Consider the following 15,643-nt stretch of genomic DNA (forward strand, 5'->3'; position numbering starts at 1 on the left):
GAATCGGGCAGGATTCTCGGTGATGCGAGGTCAGCCTTCGAGGATCTTGTTGTACCGGTACGGCCGGTAGTGGTTGTAGGTGATGGGGTGGACGCGGTGGTGGGTGCCGCCGTCGCCGGCCTGCTCGTAGACCGAGTACGCGGTGTGTCCGGGGTTCGCCCACTGCTCGAAGAGCATCACGTGCCCGGCGTCGCCGATGCTGCCCGCGCCGAGGAAACCGATCGCGTCGGCCGGCCGCAGATCGCCCCACCCGATCGGGTGCACGACCGGTCCGGGCGTGCCGTACCCGCCGCGCAGCATGCTGTCGGTGTTGTGGTTGAGAGGCGTGCCGTTCGCGTTCTGGAGGTTCCAGGCCATGGAGACGTAACCCGAGCAGTCGGTGCGCCAGCCGTTCAGGAAGCGCGTCTGGCTGTACGGGACCGGGCCGCCATGCCAGGCGGTGAGCCAGGTCCGGGCGCGGGCGATGGCGACGCTCCGCTTGGTCGGGATCATCGCCGCGGCCGGTGTCGCCGCCGCGGCGTCCTGCCGGTGGGCGACGCCCGCGGGGCTGGGGAGCGGGCCGACCGCGACGGCGGACGTCGTGGGCGCCACGGCGGTCGCCAGGGCCGCCATGGCGCCGAGCGCGACGAGGTTGCTGTGCCTCATGTGCATCCTTTCCTCGGGAGCTTCCCTTTAGGAATTGAGGTCGCGGTGAATGACGCGGGCGACGCCCTCGATGGTCTCGTGGCCGTACGCCTCGGTCGGGTTCCCTTGGGTGAGCACGACGATCTGGTAGTCCTTGCCGTGGCCGTCGAACGCGCCGAGGCTGTTGACCCGCCATCCGGCGCCGTCGGACCGATCGACCCAGCCGTTCTTGACGTGGACGTTCACCCCCGCCGGGGCGCCGGTCGGCGTCCCCCAGCGCTGGCCCGGCACGACCGCGGCCATCAGCCGGAGGACGTACGCCCGTGAGGCGGCGCCGAGCGTCGTTGTGCCGCTGAACGTCAGGAGTTTGAGGAGGATGAGCTGGTCGCCGGCGGTGATCTGCGTCTTACCCCAGTAGCCCGACTCGTCGATCCGGGTTTCGTCCATCCCGGCGAGGGCCAGGAAATGCCGGATGCCCGCTTGCCCGACCTCGTTCCACAGCGCGGTCGCGGACGCGTTGTCCGACCGTGTGATCATGCTCTCGGCCAGCCGCTGCTCCTGGGCCGTCAGCCCGCGACGGGCCTCCTCGGCCCGGCGCAGCAGCGCCGCCAGGATCGTGACCTTGACGACGCTGGCCGACTGGAAGTGCGTCGTGGCGGCGAGCCCGCAGCGGGTGTGCGTCGGCCGGTCGAAGACGCCGACCGCGACGGGCCCGTGGCGGCCCCGGAGCGCCGCGGGGATATCGGCGGACAGCCGTGCGGCGAGGGCGGGGGAGCGGTCCGACGAGCAGACGGGGACGGCGGCGCCGGCCGGGAGAGGCGACGCCGTCGCCGCGCACGCGGCGGTGAGCGCGGACGTGACGGCGGTGATCGTTCGTCGCGTTCTCATGACCCTCGCTCGTGTGACGGATTGCATTGGGAGGATAACAGGCAGTAGTTGCCTGGTCTCGATGTCACCTGCGGCGGGTCGTCCGAATGGGCTTCTCTCGACCGGCGGGCATCGGACCACCCGCCGTCAAGTGGGTGGTCTCTCCGTCAGTCGAGAGCGGCCAGGGCCTGCTCGGCCGCGTCGCGGAGCCGCGCCGGATCGGGGTGGGCCCGGCCGAGCACCCGCATCCCCTGCAGGAGCACGAGCAGGAAGCGGGCCAGCGCCCGCGGGTCCTTGTCCGCCGACAGCTCACCCTGGGCCCGAGCCCTGGTCAGCGCGGAGGTGAGGGCGGTCTCCACGATGTCCCAGCTCGCCTCGACCCGGCGGGCCGCCTGCGGGTCACGGCCCCCGAGCTCGACCGCGGTGTTCACGACCATGCAGCCACGCCGATGCGGGTCGGTCGCCGACTCGTCGGCGTAGGCGCGCACCAGCGCCCGTACCGCGGGCAGGGCGGGACCCGGCTGGGACAGGGTCTCGACGACGCCACGGTCGCGGCTCTGCACGTAGCGTTCGTACGCCTTGAGGTAGAGGTCGTGCTTGCCGCCGAAGGTGGCGTAGATGCTCGCCCGCGCGATGCCGAGATGGTCGACGAGGTCGGCCATTGACGTCGCCTCGTACCCGCGCTCCCAGAACAGCTCCATCGCCTTCTGCAGCACGGCGTCCGGATCGAACTCCTTCGTCCTCGCCACGTAGGGACGCTAGCGATTGCAGATCGGTCGGTCAAATATCACGCTCTCATCAGGGTGATCAACCGCGGGGTCGCACCAGCGGAAGGAAGATGTCATCGACGATCTCCGTGATCGTCTCCTCGGGCACCGGTTGCAGCGTCATGAGCAGTTCGTGCCGGAGGAGGTCGGTCGCCAGCTCCGCGATCCGCGGCGTCAGCCGGGCGGGGTCGATCTCACCGCGGACGAGCACGACACCTTCGCTGTCCGGGCATCGATCGTCGGCGACGACGCCCTCGTGGACCTACGGCTGTTCCGCGTCACTTCATTCAGCGCTGCCGGAGGTCTGCTCTTCCTGTCGGGGTTCGTGCTGTACGGCGCCATGCTGCTCGTCCCGCTGTACTTCCAGCAGGTGCGCGGGCAGGACGCGTTCACCGCGGGCCTGCTGATCGCCGCCCAGGGCGTCGGCGCGCTCGTCAGCCGGGGGCCGGCTGGCATCCTCACCGACCGGATAGGCCCACGATGGGTGGCGTTCGCCGGACTCGTCGTTGTCGCGGCGGCCACCGTGCCGTTCGCCTTCGTCACCACCGATACCCGCGAATGGTGGCTGGTCACGGCGCTCGTCGTCCGCGGGGTGGGACTGAGCGCGGTGACGGGCCCCGTCATGGCCGGCGCCTACCTGGGGCTCGACCGCGCGGCGGTACCCCACGCGAGCATCATCACCCGTACGGCGCAGCAGGTCGGGGAATCCTTCGGCACGGCCGTCCTGGCGGTGGTCCTGCAACGCTCCATCGCGGCCCACGCCGACACAGGCCCGGCGGGCCGGGCGAGGGCGTTCGACGTCGCGTTCTGGTGGTCGATCGGATTCACCGCCGTGGCGATCGTGCTCGCATTGTGGCTCCCCACCGGCTCTGAGGACTGAGTCATGCGGATATCGCCTCGCCGATCGGACGATCTTGGGACACTGGGGCACGTCCCGCCGAGAGTCCGGTAACGGAGGAGCACCTAATGCCTACCCGTAAGAACCTGTTCGACGACATCGACTCCATGGACCCCGACCGGTACGCCTCCCACCTGGCCGAGGACGTCGTCATGCGGTTCGGCAACGCGGAGCCCGTCCACGGTCGCCAGGCCGTCCGCGACACGTGGGCGTCGTTCTGCACCGGCATCGCGGGGGTGTCGCATGACCTCGTCGAGCAGTGGGACGCCGGTCCCGCGACGATCGCCGAGTCGAACGTGACGTACACCCGCAAGGACGGCAGCACCGTCACCGTCCCGGTCGTGACGATCTACCGCTCCAGCCGCGACGACGGCCTGATCGAGGATTACCGGATCTTCATCGACCTGGCACCGCTCTTCGCCGAAGGGTGATCCCGGCGAAACGGAAGAACAGCGTCAGCTCCCGGTCGGATGATGCCCGGACCAAGATGTCCGAGGCGTTTCCGGCACCTGCAGAGTGCCGCAGACGCAGGCCGGGTGGACGCTCAGGCGCTGGTAGGGCAGCCGCAGATGGTGATCTTGCTGGTTGGGTGTTGGAGAACGTGCGGACAACCGCAGAGTGAGGTTGATGGTTCAAGTGCGCAGCGTCATCGTTGGCGAGTTGCGGGGCCCGAGGCGCAGGTGGTCGAGCCTTCGAGTTGGGTGAGTTTCCTTGGCCCGGCCTCGTCGGGCAGCGGTGTGAGTCCGGCCGGGAGCGCGGTGCCGATGGCGACCGGGCGAGTAGCACTCACGGGCTCATGATTTTGCTTCGTCCTGCCAGCTCCACCGGTTCACCGCCGAACAGCAGGCCCTGAACGGTTAGGAACTCCGCGCTTGCCATCCCTACTGAGGCGCGCCCGGTCACGCCCTGTTCGAGCAGGGCACGAGCCACCATGGCGGCTCCTCGATGTCGCGGTGGCCGCCAGCCTCGGCCGCGTACCGTCCAGATGCCCGATCTGCCGAACACGCCCTTTTCCAGGGACCGTAGCCACGCGGGCAGGTCTGCTGGTGCGCAGGGCGTGTACAGCTGTGGGCACAGCAGCAGCGTGATTCTCTCCCGCAGCGAGTGGGCCGGGTGGTCGGCTTCGATGAGCAGTTCCTCCGCAGTGACCTGGAGGGGCGGTTCCGCGCCGGGCGTCCTGGTGACGGCGAGGCGGGCGTCGGGTGGCAGGCGGACGTCGCCGGGTCTTGGCAGCGGCTCGGCCCATCGAATCGCCCACCCGCGGCCGAGTTCGACCATCAGCGTTTCGTACACGTGGGCGAGGTCGCCGAGCGATCGGAGCGGGAGCGGCGTCGTGTCCCGTGGATGGAACAGGCGGACCAGGTCGTCCACGAGCTGTACGGTCTCCCCGCGGAGGTTGAGCGTCTCGTGTCCCCACCCGGTGACCCACAGCAAGTACTCGTCCGAGCGGACATGTCTCTTGATCTCGACCGGCTGGGGGTACCGCGCGCGCACGCTTCCCGGGTCGTAGTCGGGCGGTGCCGTACCGAGCATCCCGGCGAGCGCGAAGAGTAACCGGCGAAGATCACGGCCGTCCCGCAGCGTTGCGGGCAGCGGCCAGTTCGACACGCGCGTGCCGGGCATGGTCACCTTGATCCAGTCGGTCTTGACGCGGTCGAGTGGGGTCGCCCACAGCCACCACGAATCCGGCGAGTGGACCGTAAAGCCCACCTCCAGCACGTTGTCGCCGGCGAGATCGGACACCAGGGTGTCGATCGTGCGGGGGTAGGTGTAGCTGATCTTCTGATCGTAGGGGCGGCCGTTCGGCGGTCCGCCAAAGCGCGGTGTCTTTTCTCCGCCGCGCTGCACCGAGAATCTCTCGGGTGATATGGCGAAGCGGTCGAAGATCTCGGCCAGCCAATCCTCAAGGGCTCCGGATCCAGCCCGCCAGCTCAACCGATCCACTCGGCATCCCACCTGTCCGCGATCACCGTACATCCTCGCGGTCAGAGCAGCCAGCGGCCCAGAGTCGGGCAGCCGCCGGTAGGGATCTCTTTTCGGTACTGGACACACCCGCTCTGGAGGATATGGACAACCCTGCTGCTGCACTTCATTACTTCACGATGGCGGTCGACGCGGGAATTCCGGCCGGTCGGCAGGGTCTGGGTCAGATGGTGGCCAAAGGTATACGAACAACGGAATTGGGAGAGCGTTCTCAGGGCTAGTCATTCTCGCTCCGGCCCCGGCAGCGAGGCGTGATCCGGGCGTAGTCAGCGACGCGGAATGTCGGCCAGTATGTCTTGTGCGGGACCGCTCTCGCCAACATCTCGAGAAGGTCCGCACCGTGTAGCACCCGGATGGTTCCCTTGCCGTCCGCCTCGACGTTGTCCACGACGTACAGGTAGTAGTGCTCGGGGTCGGCGAGAGCAGCCGTAAGCTGTGAATGCTTTATCGGAATAGGAATGCCGCGCGCCGAGCCACTGACTGCTTTCACCTTGATGGGCCGAACCGACACCTAGGCAGACGACATGAAAAGTAGGCGCTTCCCTGTCGCTGGAAAATGTGTTCCTACGACGAGAGCCACTCAGCAAGTTGTTTTATCTGTTCGAATAGCTCGTTTCCTGCGACCCCGACGAACAGGCCCTCTCCGACGCGAACGACGACGTTCAGTGCTTGACGCACCTTGGAAATAGGCAAGTCGGGTTGATTTACTGCCTCGTGGATTACTTGCACCGCAGTGCTCAGTGCTTGCGGATCCGACGTCTTATAGAAGTGGGCACTCTGCGCTTCTAGGAGCTGACTAACCTTGGCCAGGAGGTTGCGCACCTCCAGACGTTCATCGCCACTTGGCGAGTTATTGAACACATTGCTCCCGACATTCGAGCGATGAAAATGGGACTCGCCGATGAAGTAGTTGTAGTTGTGGTTTGTCACGGTGTCGCCTTCCGCTGGTGGGTCCATTTCTTTGCGGTCTGCGTGAACGGCGATCGCGGCGGCCGCCTGCCCCAGCGTCGGCACCAGCACGGCCGGGCCGAGGTCCTCCAGGACCATGCCGAGGCTGTCCCCGCCAGAGCCGAGCCTCGGGTCGTACACAGTGGCGGATGCCAGCAGGCCCGGCACGGGCAGGCCGTGCGCGGCCGCATGGGGCAGCACCAGATGTTCATCCGTGAACGGGCCCCGCGCGTGCTTGAAGATCAGCGTACGGTCGCCGTCGAGCCGCAGGCGTTCGACTCCGGACATCTCCCAGACCCGGATCGACTCGCGTCGTACGTCGCCGAGGCGGAGCTCGGTGCACAGCTCGGCGAGCAGCGTCTCCACGTGGGCAGGATCCACGTCTCATCCTCTCGGTGAGTGGGGCGGCGAGGGTCACTTCCACTCGTCGCCGTGGTGAATTCGTCGGGCTATCTCAGAAATGCGAGGTCACGACGGATGCGTAAACACCTCCGTTCGGTTGGCCACGGCTTGAGTCGGTCGCGGCTGCGGAGAGTTCCCGGACACGAGGCACCGGGGGAAGTGGCCTCGCCTGCGCCACGGGGAAGACGCCGCCGGTTCGATCCGCAGCCGCGAGATCAGGGCGGCGCGGCCTGCAAGCCGGCCAGGACCTCAACCAGCACGGCCGGGCCAGGTGCGCTGGCTTGCCGTGACAGCGTGACGAGCCACCCCTCCGGATCGCCGAGGAAGTCCAGCGCGTTCGCCGCGCGACGGGCGTACGGACAGACGCCCGCCACACCACAGACGCGGCACCCGCCGTCGACGAGCGCGTGAGCGGCCAGCGTCGTGATCGCCGTCCGGCGCAGCAGCTCAGGGTCGGTCAACATGAGCCCTCCATCTCGCTGCGGCGGCGCGCCAGCTCGGTCTGGGCGAGGATTTGCTCGGCGACATCGACTACGTCCGCGACAGCGACGCGGACTCGCCCCGCAGCGCCCTGCCAGGAGTAGGTCCCACGGCCGAACCACACGGTCAAGCCGGACAGGGACAACACGGCCTCGTGCTCGCAGGCTCGGGTGATCAGGTCACCGACCCCGCGGGCTTGCAGCAGTTCGGCCAACCGGCGAATCGCCTTAGCCGGGCTCACCTCCACCAGAGCTGGAGCCCGCACAGGTTCCGGTACTGGCAACGCGACCCAGACTGCTGTCCCTTTAAGCCGCTGCTCGCCGAGACGGGATCGGCTCGGGTGCAGCCCCCACCCGCCGCCCGCCTCCTCCGCCAGCGCGGCGATGATCTGCAGGCCACGGCCGTCCACGCCGGCCACGTCCAAGCCGTTCGCCGGGACCGAGACTGGTTGCACCCAGAAGTCACCGGTGTCGAACACCGTCACCACCAGCTCAGGCCGCCTGCTCCCACGTACATACAGCCAAAGCTCTGGAAGTCCCGCCACCGGATGGCCCGCGTGGTGCACCATGCGGCCACCACCGTGCGTAAGAGCGTTGGTCGTCAATTCCGCGGTGACCACCACAAGATCGTCGACGCGTTCGGGCGTCAAGCCGAGTCCCCTGGCCACCGTACGAACCCGCAGCCGAGCATGGCTCACCGACTCCGCGCTTACCGGCAGGGCTGTTGCGAGGCAGGCACCGGACCGCACGGCGGCCGATACATCAGGTGCCACCCCCATGCCGCTCATTGCCTGCTCCGGGGCGGCGGCGTCCGGCAATACGGACGTGATGGAGACACCACCCGTGCGATGGTCTCGGCGGTCTGAGCGGCTCTGGTGGCCAGGCAGATCTTTGCGCCCCACGACCAGAGGAAGTAGATACCCTCGCTACATGCCCTGCAGGAGACCAGTTCGGCGAAACACTCCAAACCGGGCTCCCATGCCTTGACCTGCGCCGGGTCACGTCGAATGCTGGTTGCCAGGTCGATGGCATCGCAGGACGTAGCCAATTTCTGGCAGTAGCCATCAAACGAGTTCGGCGTCATCGAAGGTCCCTGCAGCCATCGAAATCGAAGATGCCCCGGCAACGCCCGCCGGGGGATTCGTGGAGTCGTGAGTCAGTAGCCTTCCAGCGAGCGCGAGCTACCCTCGACATCGAGGTCCCTCCATTCAGAGACGTCGCAGTTGGCGCGGCGTTATCGGCAAGCTGAGTTGTGGTCGGTCGCTTCCTGCAAGCGCGATCGGGTGGTGGTCCGGGCGGAACTGAGGAGGCCGGCTCCAAGGATCGAACCTCTGTCGGGGAGGCTGCGCCCTACACCATCCCAGTCGCCCTGATGTCAGTGAGCATGCCGCCCCCTGGCTGACCTGCAAACATGAGAGATTCACCTCATGGGGTGAGGGCTATTCGCCGTCCCTGAGGGGTGATCAGTCACCGCGCCCAGGCTCCAACGCCAACCGCGCAAGGCCGCCGGCTCTCCCTGTGAGCCGTTCTCCATCAGGGGAGAGAAACTCTCCCCTGATTATTCGTCGCTTGATGATGCCATCACGCTCTTGCCTGGTTACCGTGGTCTTATGTCGGAGAAGTCAGCCGCGGCCCAGGCGACGGTCAGTGAGACGCACGACCTGCCTTGCGCCGAGCGCCTGCGCATGCAGGTTCTTATCACGGAGAATCACGATACTTCGACTCCAATCCCCTCAACCCTGCGTGGGCGTATCGCGCATGCGATCCATCAGTGCTGCGGCCATTCGCTACTAAAATGCCATCGTCTGGCAAATGGGTGGACTGCTCTTAAAGCCGTTGATGAGTTCAATGCGATGTGCGAACGCAATAAATTAAAGCGTCGCGGCCTCACCGAACGATCTTGGCGGCAGTGGGAGGCAGGCGATAGGCCAGACCGTGACTATGAAGACCGACTGTGCAGGCTGTTCGAAACAGGACCTGTTCAGCTTGGGTTCGCCAGAGACTATTCTCGAGAAGAGAATCAATCGACGCTCTTTGCAGGCACCCAAGTATTGTCCGACCCCGCGAAAGTGCTCTGGCACTCCACGGGAGATGGGCTCGATGGACGAGTCATGTACGGTCTGGTAGCAGGCCGCTCAGAAGAGGAATTTATAATGGCAGCAGCGCGCGATTCGGCGCAATTCGGCCAGAAGGCAGAGCGAACAAACGTCGGGCCGCACACGCTCAATCAGTTCGAGGCAGACATTCGGCGAATCGTAACCACCTATCCTAATCGTCCGGTATCCCCGACCTTCCTTGAGGTGCTGGAGCTACGCAACCGCGCGTTTGAACTGATTGAGGGTCGGCAATTCCCGAATCAAAGCCGAGATCTTTACCTCATCGCCGGAACGCTATGCGGCATCCTCGCCAACGCTTCATTCGATCTCGGTTATCTAGACGCAGCAGAGACGCAGGCGAGGACGGCCTATCTTTGCGCGGAGCTGGCCGCGAGCAACTGGTTGCGCGTGTGGATCCGCGGCATGCAGTGCCTCATCGCCTACTGGGACGATCGCTTTGCCGATGCGATCGATCTTGCCAGTTCGGTGCGCGACCTCACTCCTGAGTCGGGTAGTGCTGCTATACGCCTGGCATGCATCGAGGCACGGGCGCATGCGCGGTTGCAGAATGCCGAAGGCACGGACGCTGCTCTGCAGCGAGCGGAGGCAACGCGTGACGAGGTGCGTCGAGACGACGAGTTCGGGGGGATGCTGGCCTTCCCCTTGGCCAAGCAGTTGTTGTATGTCTCGACCTGTAGCGTATGGCTGGCAGATGAGCACCGTTACCGTGGTGCGCGTGAGCGTGCGGCGGAAGCCATCGCCCTCTATGAGCAGGCGCCGTCGCAGGAACGCTGGCTCGGGGAGCTCTGTCTGGCGCGACTCGATCTCGCCTCCGCTCGGCTGGGGCTAGACGAGCTCGATGGTGCCGTGGAAGAGCTACGAACCGTGATGTCCACTGCGGCTAGGCGTCGAACGGACAGCGTAAGAAGGCGGATGCGGCAAGTGAGTTTTCAACTGGAGCGGCCTAGATTTCAGACCACAGCGCTGGCACAGAGCGTGCGGGAGGAGATCACCCAATTCTGCGCGGCGTCGACGACGCCGACGCTCCCCGGCGGGGCCACGTCATGACGCCCCAAGTAACGGTAGGGCTTTTGCATCCTGGTCGGATGGGTGCCGCCGTGGGCCGTCAGCTGTCCGAAGCGGGCTCGCGTATCCTGTGGTGTCCGGTCGGCCGAACTGCGGCAACAGCCGAGCGAGCGGCAGAGGCTGGCCTGGAGCCGGTCGGTGACCTAGCCGACCTGGCAGCCTTCAGCGATGTGCTGATTTCGCTGTGCCCGCCGGCAGCAGCCGTTGAGGTGGCGAAGGCCGCAGTCGAAACCGGGTTCGACGGGATATTCGTTGAGGCCAATGCGGTCAGCCCGGCGCGCATCCGTCATATCGCGGGTCTGTTCACGTCCGGTCGTGTGCTCGACGGCTGCGTGATCGGGCCTCCTCCACCGAAGAAGAGCGGGACACGTCTGTATCTATCAGGAGCCTCCAGGGAGATTGACGAGATCGCGGGCTTGTTCGCTGGAACCGCAGTGGAAGCCTTCACCATCGAAGGAGACGTCGGCCAAGCGTCGGCTCTCAAGATGGCGTACGCGTCCTACAACAAGGCCGTCGGCGCGTTGGCTGCGGTTTCTCATGCTCTGGCGGACGCCTATGGTGTCGGCGATCACCTCCTGACCGAGGCGCGACGACTCGCACGGGATCAACTGTCCGATCCGGGTTACCTCCCCAGCGTCGCTGCTCGGGCGTGGAGGTGGGCACCGGAGATGGAAGAGGCCGCCGCGGCGATGGCCGAGGTAAGTCTTCCCAACGAACTCGCCATGGGCGCCGCAGCGGTCTTCGAACGCTGGAATCCTGACCGGGACAACTTCGAAATCGCACTACCCGATGTCCTTGACCACCTGCGAACCAAGGACGAGTGAATGGCCCCGATCGTCAAGCGCTCAGCGCGCGCCATCCTGATCGACGACAAAGACCGCCTCGTGCTCATCAAACGCACGCGCCCAGGCCAGCCGGTCTACTGGACAACACCTGGTGGTGGAATCGAGCCGGATGATCCCTCGCCTGAGGAGGCGTTGCGACGAGAGCTTCACGAAGAGCTCGGAGCGACCGCTGGTCCCTGCCAGCAAGTTTTCCTGTTCAGCTCACCGAAAGACGACGGCGTAGCGGTCCAACACGTCTTCGTGGCGCGGCTCATCGAACTTGACCTCGCACGACGGGACGGCCCCGAGTTCGACGATCCCTCGCGCGGAGGATACGACATCGACTTCATCGAGCTCTGCGATGAAGCGGTGGCTGCTACGGACCTGAAACCCGAAGGGCTGAAAGAGTTCATTCTGGCGAACCGGGACGCCCTGCTGGACGCCGCCAGCGCATGAACACCGGCCCGGGGAAACCAGGCAGCGTCTCCAACCGCGTGCTGGTCGAGCCAAGCACCTCGCGCAGCGCGATGGTCTCTCCGGGCCACTTGGCGTGCCCGACTTGGTCGAAGGCGAGCACGCTGCCCTCAGTCAGGTATGGCTGAAGCATCATCAACACATCGCGCGTCGGTTCGTACAGGTCCAGGTCGAAGTAGGCCATGGCGACGATCGTCTGCGGGTTCGCCTCAAGATATTGGGGCAGTGCTTGTCGTACGTCCCCGGCGCAGGTGTATGTCCGACGAACGTGACTCAGCGGTTCCGTCGACTCATGGGCGGCCAAGACCTGGTCAAGGTGCTCCTCGTAGCCAGGGGTGACGCTCAGTCCGCCGACCGTGGCGTGGCGACTTCCCTGATCCAGCTCGGAAGTGTTCGGGAAGCCGGCGAACGTGTCGAAGCCGATGATTCGCCGGTGCACGTTGTAGGGCTCGTACAGAGCGCGCAACGCCGTCAGCACGCCCAAGTGCCTGCCCCAGCGAGGACCGAATTCCACGATCACTCCCGGGGCGTCCTTGATCATCCGGTAGAGCGAGTCCATCGCCAGCAGGTCCATGAGCTGTTTCCGGCCGAGGTACAGGCCGAGGTTGTCGATCAGTTCCGCTCGTGGGATCGGGGTTTCGTGCAACAGCTCGGCCAACGTTCGGCGAGCGTGCGCCTCATGTGGACTCTCGTGAGGCAGGCGGCTTCGAGGTTCCGTGGGGTCCATGCCCCTTATCTTGATCTACTGGGAAATTCGGTAGATCGGTTAGCCTCCACGATCCGGCGGGCTCGATCGTGAACCTGCGCGCGAACGTGAACATATCGGCCGGATCGTCGATTCCCGCGCTTCGTGCCGCGATGCAACCGATGAACACCCGATGGGATACGACCACGATCAAACCGATCCGTTCAGCCAGAGTCAGTACGTGCACGCGGGCGCTTTCGGCCCGGTCGGCCAACGCGCGTAGGCTCTCCCCACCGGGCAGAGCGTCGTCAGGCTCGGTGAGCCGACGTCGTTGCCAGGCCCTGTACGGCGGGGGATATTCGGTAGGTTCCCGGCCGAGAACACAGCTGGGAGCCCGCCACTCGGCCAGGCGCTCATCCGGTGGGGCCACGGGTACCTGCCAGCGGTCACTGAGGATCGCTGCACTGGCGACGGCTCGCCGGAGGGGACTTGTGAGAATCAGCGTGACCGCCTCACTGTGGCTCATGGCTGCGGCGATTACTTCCCGTTCGCCCTGTTCGGTGAGGGCACTGTCCGGGCGAGCGTGAGCACGGGGCCGTCGCAGCCCGTCCTCGCAAGTCCCGTGCCGGAGCCAGATGCTGGTCACGCGAGGAACCAGCCGCCGTCGACGGTCAGGCTCTGCCCGGTGATGAAGCCCGCTTCTCTCGAGGTCAAGAAGGCAACGGCGGCGGCGACATCGTCCGGGTGACCACGACGTTTGACGCATTGTCGGGCCAGCTGCCGTTCGACCATGGCATCGTGGTCGGGAACGACCGCCCGCTCGGCCTCAACTTCGATCGAGCCGGGCCGGACAGTGTTCACGGTCACGCCGTACGCGCCCACTTCGCGGGCCAGTGCACGTACAAGGCCTTCCATTCCGCTCTTGGCCGTGATGTACGGAGCGAGGTCGACTCTGCCGATCTGTGTCAGGACAGAGGATACGGCGACCACGCGCCCATAACGGACTTGGATCATTGATGGCATGACCATCTGGATACAGGCGACGTGGGCCAAGAGATTGAGCTCGAGGGAGTGTCGGAACACCGTAAGGGCGGCGTCGATCCATCGGACCCGCGGGTAGGCGCCAGCGCAACAGACGAGTGTGTCGATCGGGCGATCGGCGATCGTGCTTCGCAGCCTGTCTCGCGCGGCTTCGCCCGTGAGATCCCCGTCGACCATGATCACATCAGATCCAGCTCCTCGGGCTCGTGCGGCGACGCATCGGAGATCATCATCGTCGTTGAGGTGAGTGATGACTAGGTCGTGGGTTACGGCGAGCCGCACGGCGACGGCGGCTCCGATGCCGGAACCGCCTCCGGTGACCACGGCTATAGGGCGCTCATTCACTGGGTTTCCTTCTCCCGGCTGGCGATGTCAGCGAACAACTCGTCCACGCTTAGGCCGGGCGAGAGGACCTGAGCCAGGTACGCGAGCGAAAGGGCCGCGTCGGCCGTGTTGAGGTCCGCGAGGTTGTAGACCCCGAGGATGCGCATTACCAGGTAGGGCCGGAGCCATTTCATGACACAGCTAATGCCGATCTCAGCAGCAATCGGCCTGACCAGCTCGTTCAGATACCGCGCGATTACGTGTCGGCGAGCCATCGAGGCGCGATGGTGGTAGTCAATGGCGAGAGAGCTCCCAGACAGCCGGAACTGAACGGCGGGTTTATTGAACACCATGCACGCGAACGTCGCCGGGTGGTCGGCAAAGGCGGAGGTGTTGTATGCCGGAACCAGCCAGCCGCCTTGGATCAGCTGATACCAGAGGAAGCCAGCGAATTCTCCAGCGAGGGCGTTGATACCGCCGGTGTCGTAGTCGAACCAGATGGGGCCCGGCCCGAGGTTGACGTCGGTGGGGTCGCCTTGCGTGAGCCCGGCCCAAACAGTGTGTTCGGAGCAGTGCGTACGCCGGAGCCACCGGATCGTCGCGGAAAAGTCGATGCGATGGGGCTCCCCATTGACGACGAGGCGCAGTGCCCGAAGCTGCGATGGTCGAACAGAGTCACCGCCCGGAACGATGAGGAGGTCCGGGTCATGCCTGTAGTAGCGATCGAGCCGGCCTCCTTCGGCAGCGCGGTCGGCGTACAGCTTCGTGACGGTGTCCTGCGGGCGTGCACGCCGCAACGTCTGGTGGATGACCGTTTCGTATCGGCTGAGGAGAGCAGTCACCGTCTGATCGAGGTGACCGACGTGGCCGGTCAGATCGGCGATATTGATGTCGTCGAGAAGCAGTCCGCTATCACCCCGGTCATCACCGATGCGCTCGTATGCGTGGATGGCGTAGCGCCTGAACGTACGGTGGCCGACAAGACGGGGCACCTCATAGCGGTCGCGCAGCCGCCGATGGCCAGCGATCTCCGCTGCTGCCTCCTGCAGGTTCGGCAAGATCTTGACAAACAGCCGACGATCACGCCAGTCGGCATGAAACGTGTGGTTTGCCGTAAATTTGCGATGGTGGCCGATGTGCAAGGAGCTTCACCACCATCCGGCACAGCGACCAGCGAGCCATGCGACGCCGTCAGCTGGGAGACGATGAATATCACTGGCGGTGCCCCACAGCGAGTCGTCGAGGTGGTCGCGCACGGGGCAGGCGTCGGCGACGGCCATCATCTGTGAAAAAGCAGTCGCAGCGGCATGATGCCGAGCAGACCCGGTCGTCCACTTGGCGTAGGAGTGCCGTCCGTATAGTCCGATGACCTCGGGACCCCGGCCATCTGGCCCCTCGCAAAGCGCGGCAAGATGCGTCAACCCCGTGTCATTGCCGACGACAACGGCCGCGCTGCCGAACAGGTCGAGGCAGTCGACAGCGGGGAGCCCACCGTGCACTTCATGATCAATCGTCCCGAACTCGGGCAGACGGTGCGGGCTCGCCGTGTCAGCGGTGATGACGCTGAAACGCCATGGCGCGGCACGGCGTCGGACCAGCTCGACCGCGATCTCGGAGAAGCTCGCCGCGCCGTAGTCCTTCCGGTCCGGCCAGCTCGTGGTAGCGATGAAGACGACGTGGAACGGGTCCCTGGTGCCGCCCTGCGAGGTAAAAGCGGGGAGGCAAGCCCGCTGTTCCGGAAGCGGTAGGCCGAGCGCCTGCTCCAGATTCAGGTAGTAGCGCATGGGTAGGGCGGCGTGCACTTCGACCCTGCCGTCACCGAGATCATCGAGCCATGTGGCAGGACTCTCGGGTACGGCTTCGAAACCGACTGGTCGGGCGCCAGGTGTGCTGATCACGTGGCCATGGGGTTGAGAACTCACGTCCATGGGGATCCGGCATCGTTGGAACAAGGCCGCTCGTTGCCCTTGATAGTGCGGTTCAGGACCGCACTGCGTATCGATAAGCGCTTTGATGAGTCCAAGGCCGAGCAGTAGGTCTCCGAGTCCGCGGCCGCCCAGGTCCACTCGCCAACCCTGGCGTGCAAGCTGATCGGGCAGTTGCGTTGGGCTAGCTGGCCGTCCGCCGGCGCTGCGCCGATAGGGC

18 protein-coding genes are annotated in these 15,643 nt (G+C 65.6%); 5 read left to right on the plus strand and 13 right to left on the minus strand.

Features of this window, described 5'->3' with window-relative positions; all coding sequences use genetic code 11:
• Positions 1 to 30: 30 nt before the first annotated feature.
• The 4 genes from NE236_RS02075 to NE236_RS02090 form a co-directional block, all read right to left on the minus strand.
• Entirely contained in the window at positions 31 to 645 is a 615-nt protein-coding gene (locus NE236_RS02075; protein WP_252840035.1) for an NlpC/P60 family protein, read from the minus strand.
• A gap of 27 nt (positions 646 to 672) precedes the next feature.
• Entirely contained in the window at positions 673 to 1,512 is an 840-nt protein-coding gene (locus tag NE236_RS02080) for a serine hydrolase (RefSeq protein ID WP_252840036.1), read from the minus strand.
• 146 nt (positions 1,513 to 1,658) lie between these two features.
• A complete protein-coding gene (locus NE236_RS02085; protein WP_252840037.1) occupies positions 1,659 to 2,240 on the minus strand; it encodes a TetR/AcrR family transcriptional regulator in 582 nt (193 codons plus the stop codon).
• Positions 2,241 to 2,298: 58 nt separating this feature from the next.
• Positions 2,299 to 2,469, minus strand: coding sequence for a TetR family transcriptional regulator C-terminal domain-containing protein (locus tag NE236_RS02090; RefSeq protein ID WP_252840038.1), 171 nt, complete (start codon positions 2,467 to 2,469; stop codon positions 2,299 to 2,301).
• 45 nt (positions 2,470 to 2,514) lie between these two features.
• On the opposite strand from NE236_RS02090, the gene NE236_RS02095 reads away from it, so the two are divergent.
• Together NE236_RS02095 and NE236_RS02100 are read left to right on the plus strand one after the other, a co-directional pair.
• Positions 2,515 to 3,138, plus strand: coding sequence for an MFS transporter (locus tag NE236_RS02095; RefSeq protein WP_252840039.1), 624 nt, complete (start codon positions 2,515 to 2,517; stop codon positions 3,136 to 3,138).
• Between the two features lie 86 nt (positions 3,139 to 3,224).
• Positions 3,225 to 3,587 (plus strand): nuclear transport factor 2 family protein, encoded by a 363-nt coding sequence (locus tag NE236_RS02100; RefSeq protein WP_252840040.1) that lies wholly within the window; start codon positions 3,225 to 3,227, stop codon positions 3,585 to 3,587.
• A gap of 355 nt (positions 3,588 to 3,942) precedes the next feature.
• Here the strand turns inward: NE236_RS02100 and NE236_RS02105 are convergent, their stop codons facing one another.
• The 4 genes from NE236_RS02105 to NE236_RS02120 form a co-directional block, all read right to left on the minus strand.
• Positions 3,943 to 5,100 carry a hypothetical protein gene (locus tag NE236_RS02105; RefSeq protein WP_252840041.1) on the minus strand — a complete coding sequence of 386 codons (1,158 nt, stop codon included), beginning with the start codon at positions 5,098 to 5,100 and terminating at the stop codon, positions 3,943 to 3,945.
• A 603-nt stretch (positions 5,101 to 5,703) separates the two neighbouring features.
• Positions 5,704 to 6,453: a hypothetical protein gene (locus NE236_RS02110; protein WP_252840042.1), complete on the minus strand. Its 750-nt coding sequence runs from the start codon at positions 6,451 to 6,453 to the stop codon at positions 5,704 to 5,706.
• A gap of 251 nt (positions 6,454 to 6,704) precedes the next feature.
• Positions 6,705 to 6,953 carry a hypothetical protein gene (locus NE236_RS02115; RefSeq protein ID WP_252840043.1) on the minus strand — a complete coding sequence of 83 codons (249 nt, stop codon included), beginning with the start codon at positions 6,951 to 6,953 and terminating at the stop codon, positions 6,705 to 6,707.
• Positions 6,947 to 7,756: an ATP-binding protein gene (locus NE236_RS02120; RefSeq protein WP_308209037.1), complete on the minus strand. Its 810-nt coding sequence runs from the start codon at positions 7,754 to 7,756 to the stop codon at positions 6,947 to 6,949. Before NE236_RS02120 ends, NE236_RS02115 begins: the two co-directional genes overlap by 7 nt.
• A gap of 822 nt (positions 7,757 to 8,578) precedes the next feature.
• On the opposite strand from NE236_RS02120, the gene NE236_RS02125 reads away from it, so the two are divergent.
• From NE236_RS02125 to NE236_RS02135, 3 genes are read left to right on the plus strand one after another with little or no spacing between them, the layout of a single operon-like run.
• Positions 8,579 to 10,132 (plus strand): NsdA family TPR-like regulatory protein, encoded by a 1,554-nt coding sequence (locus NE236_RS02125; RefSeq protein WP_252840044.1) that lies wholly within the window; start codon positions 8,579 to 8,581, stop codon positions 10,130 to 10,132.
• A 38-nt stretch (positions 10,133 to 10,170) separates the two neighbouring features.
• Positions 10,171 to 10,974, plus strand: coding sequence for a DUF1932 domain-containing protein (locus NE236_RS02130; protein ID WP_252840045.1), 804 nt, complete (start codon positions 10,171 to 10,173; stop codon positions 10,972 to 10,974).
• Positions 10,975 to 11,430 carry an NUDIX domain-containing protein gene (locus NE236_RS02135; protein ID WP_252840046.1) on the plus strand — a complete coding sequence of 152 codons (456 nt, stop codon included), beginning with the start codon at positions 10,975 to 10,977 and terminating at the stop codon, positions 11,428 to 11,430. It begins immediately after the preceding gene.
• Here NE236_RS02135 and NE236_RS02140 read toward each other — a convergent pair.
• The 5 genes from NE236_RS02140 to NE236_RS02155 are packed head-to-tail and all read right to left on the minus strand — an operon-like array spanning position 11,384 to position 15,396.
• Entirely contained in the window at positions 11,384 to 12,106 is a 723-nt protein-coding gene (locus tag NE236_RS02140; protein ID WP_252840047.1) for a class I SAM-dependent methyltransferase, read from the minus strand. The genes NE236_RS02135 and NE236_RS02140 overlap by 47 nt on opposite strands.
• A gap of 19 nt (positions 12,107 to 12,125) precedes the next feature.
• Complete coding sequence (locus NE236_RS44935; protein WP_372494215.1) at positions 12,126 to 12,779, minus strand: histidine phosphatase family protein; 654 nt, start codon at positions 12,777 to 12,779, stop codon at positions 12,126 to 12,128.
• Positions 12,776 to 13,519 (minus strand): SDR family NAD(P)-dependent oxidoreductase, encoded by a 744-nt coding sequence (locus NE236_RS02145; protein WP_252840048.1) that lies wholly within the window; start codon positions 13,517 to 13,519, stop codon positions 12,776 to 12,778. Before NE236_RS02145 ends, NE236_RS44935 begins: the two co-directional genes overlap by 4 nt.
• On the minus strand, positions 13,516 to 14,640 hold the full coding sequence (locus NE236_RS02150; RefSeq protein ID WP_252840049.1) for a hypothetical protein: 1,125 nt from the start codon (positions 14,638 to 14,640) through the stop codon (positions 13,516 to 13,518). Before NE236_RS02150 ends, NE236_RS02145 begins: the two co-directional genes overlap by 4 nt.
• Positions 14,641 to 14,646: 6 nt before the next feature.
• Positions 14,647 to 15,396, minus strand: a complete 750-nt coding sequence (locus NE236_RS02155) for a glycosyltransferase family 9 protein (RefSeq protein WP_252840050.1) — start codon at positions 15,394 to 15,396, stop codon at positions 14,647 to 14,649.
• Positions 15,397 to 15,643: the final 247 nt, after the last annotated feature.

The organism is Actinoallomurus purpureus (assembly GCF_024055795.1).
Lineage (GTDB): Bacteria > Actinomycetota > Actinomycetes > Streptosporangiales > Streptosporangiaceae > Actinoallomurus > Actinoallomurus purpureus.

What these genes read in the sequence shown, in the direction of transcription:
- NE236_RS02075 (WP_252840035.1), bottom strand. Translation starts at nt 645, where the DNA reads ATGAGGCACAGCAACCTCGTCGCGCTCGGCGCCATGGCGGCCCTGGCG.
- NE236_RS02080 (WP_252840036.1), bottom strand. Translation starts at nt 1,512, where the DNA reads ATGAGAACGCGACGAACGATCACCGCCGTCACGTCCGCGCTCACCGCC.
- NE236_RS02100 (WP_252840040.1), top strand. Translation starts at nt 3,225, where the DNA reads ATGCCTACCCGTAAGAACCTGTTCGACGACATCGACTCCATGGACCCC.
- NE236_RS02115 (WP_252840043.1), bottom strand. Translation starts at nt 6,953, where the DNA reads ATGTTGACCGACCCTGAGCTGCTGCGCCGGACGGCGATCACGACGCTG.
- NE236_RS02120 (WP_308209037.1), bottom strand. Translation starts at nt 7,756, where the DNA reads ATGAGCGGCATGGGGGTGGCACCTGATGTATCGGCCGCCGTGCGGTCC.
- NE236_RS02125 (WP_252840044.1), top strand. Translation starts at nt 8,579, where the DNA reads ATGTCGGAGAAGTCAGCCGCGGCCCAGGCGACGGTCAGTGAGACGCAC.
- NE236_RS02130 (WP_252840045.1), top strand. Translation starts at nt 10,171, where the DNA reads ATGGGTGCCGCCGTGGGCCGTCAGCTGTCCGAAGCGGGCTCGCGTATC.
- NE236_RS02135 (WP_252840046.1), top strand. Translation starts at nt 10,975, where the DNA reads ATGGCCCCGATCGTCAAGCGCTCAGCGCGCGCCATCCTGATCGACGAC.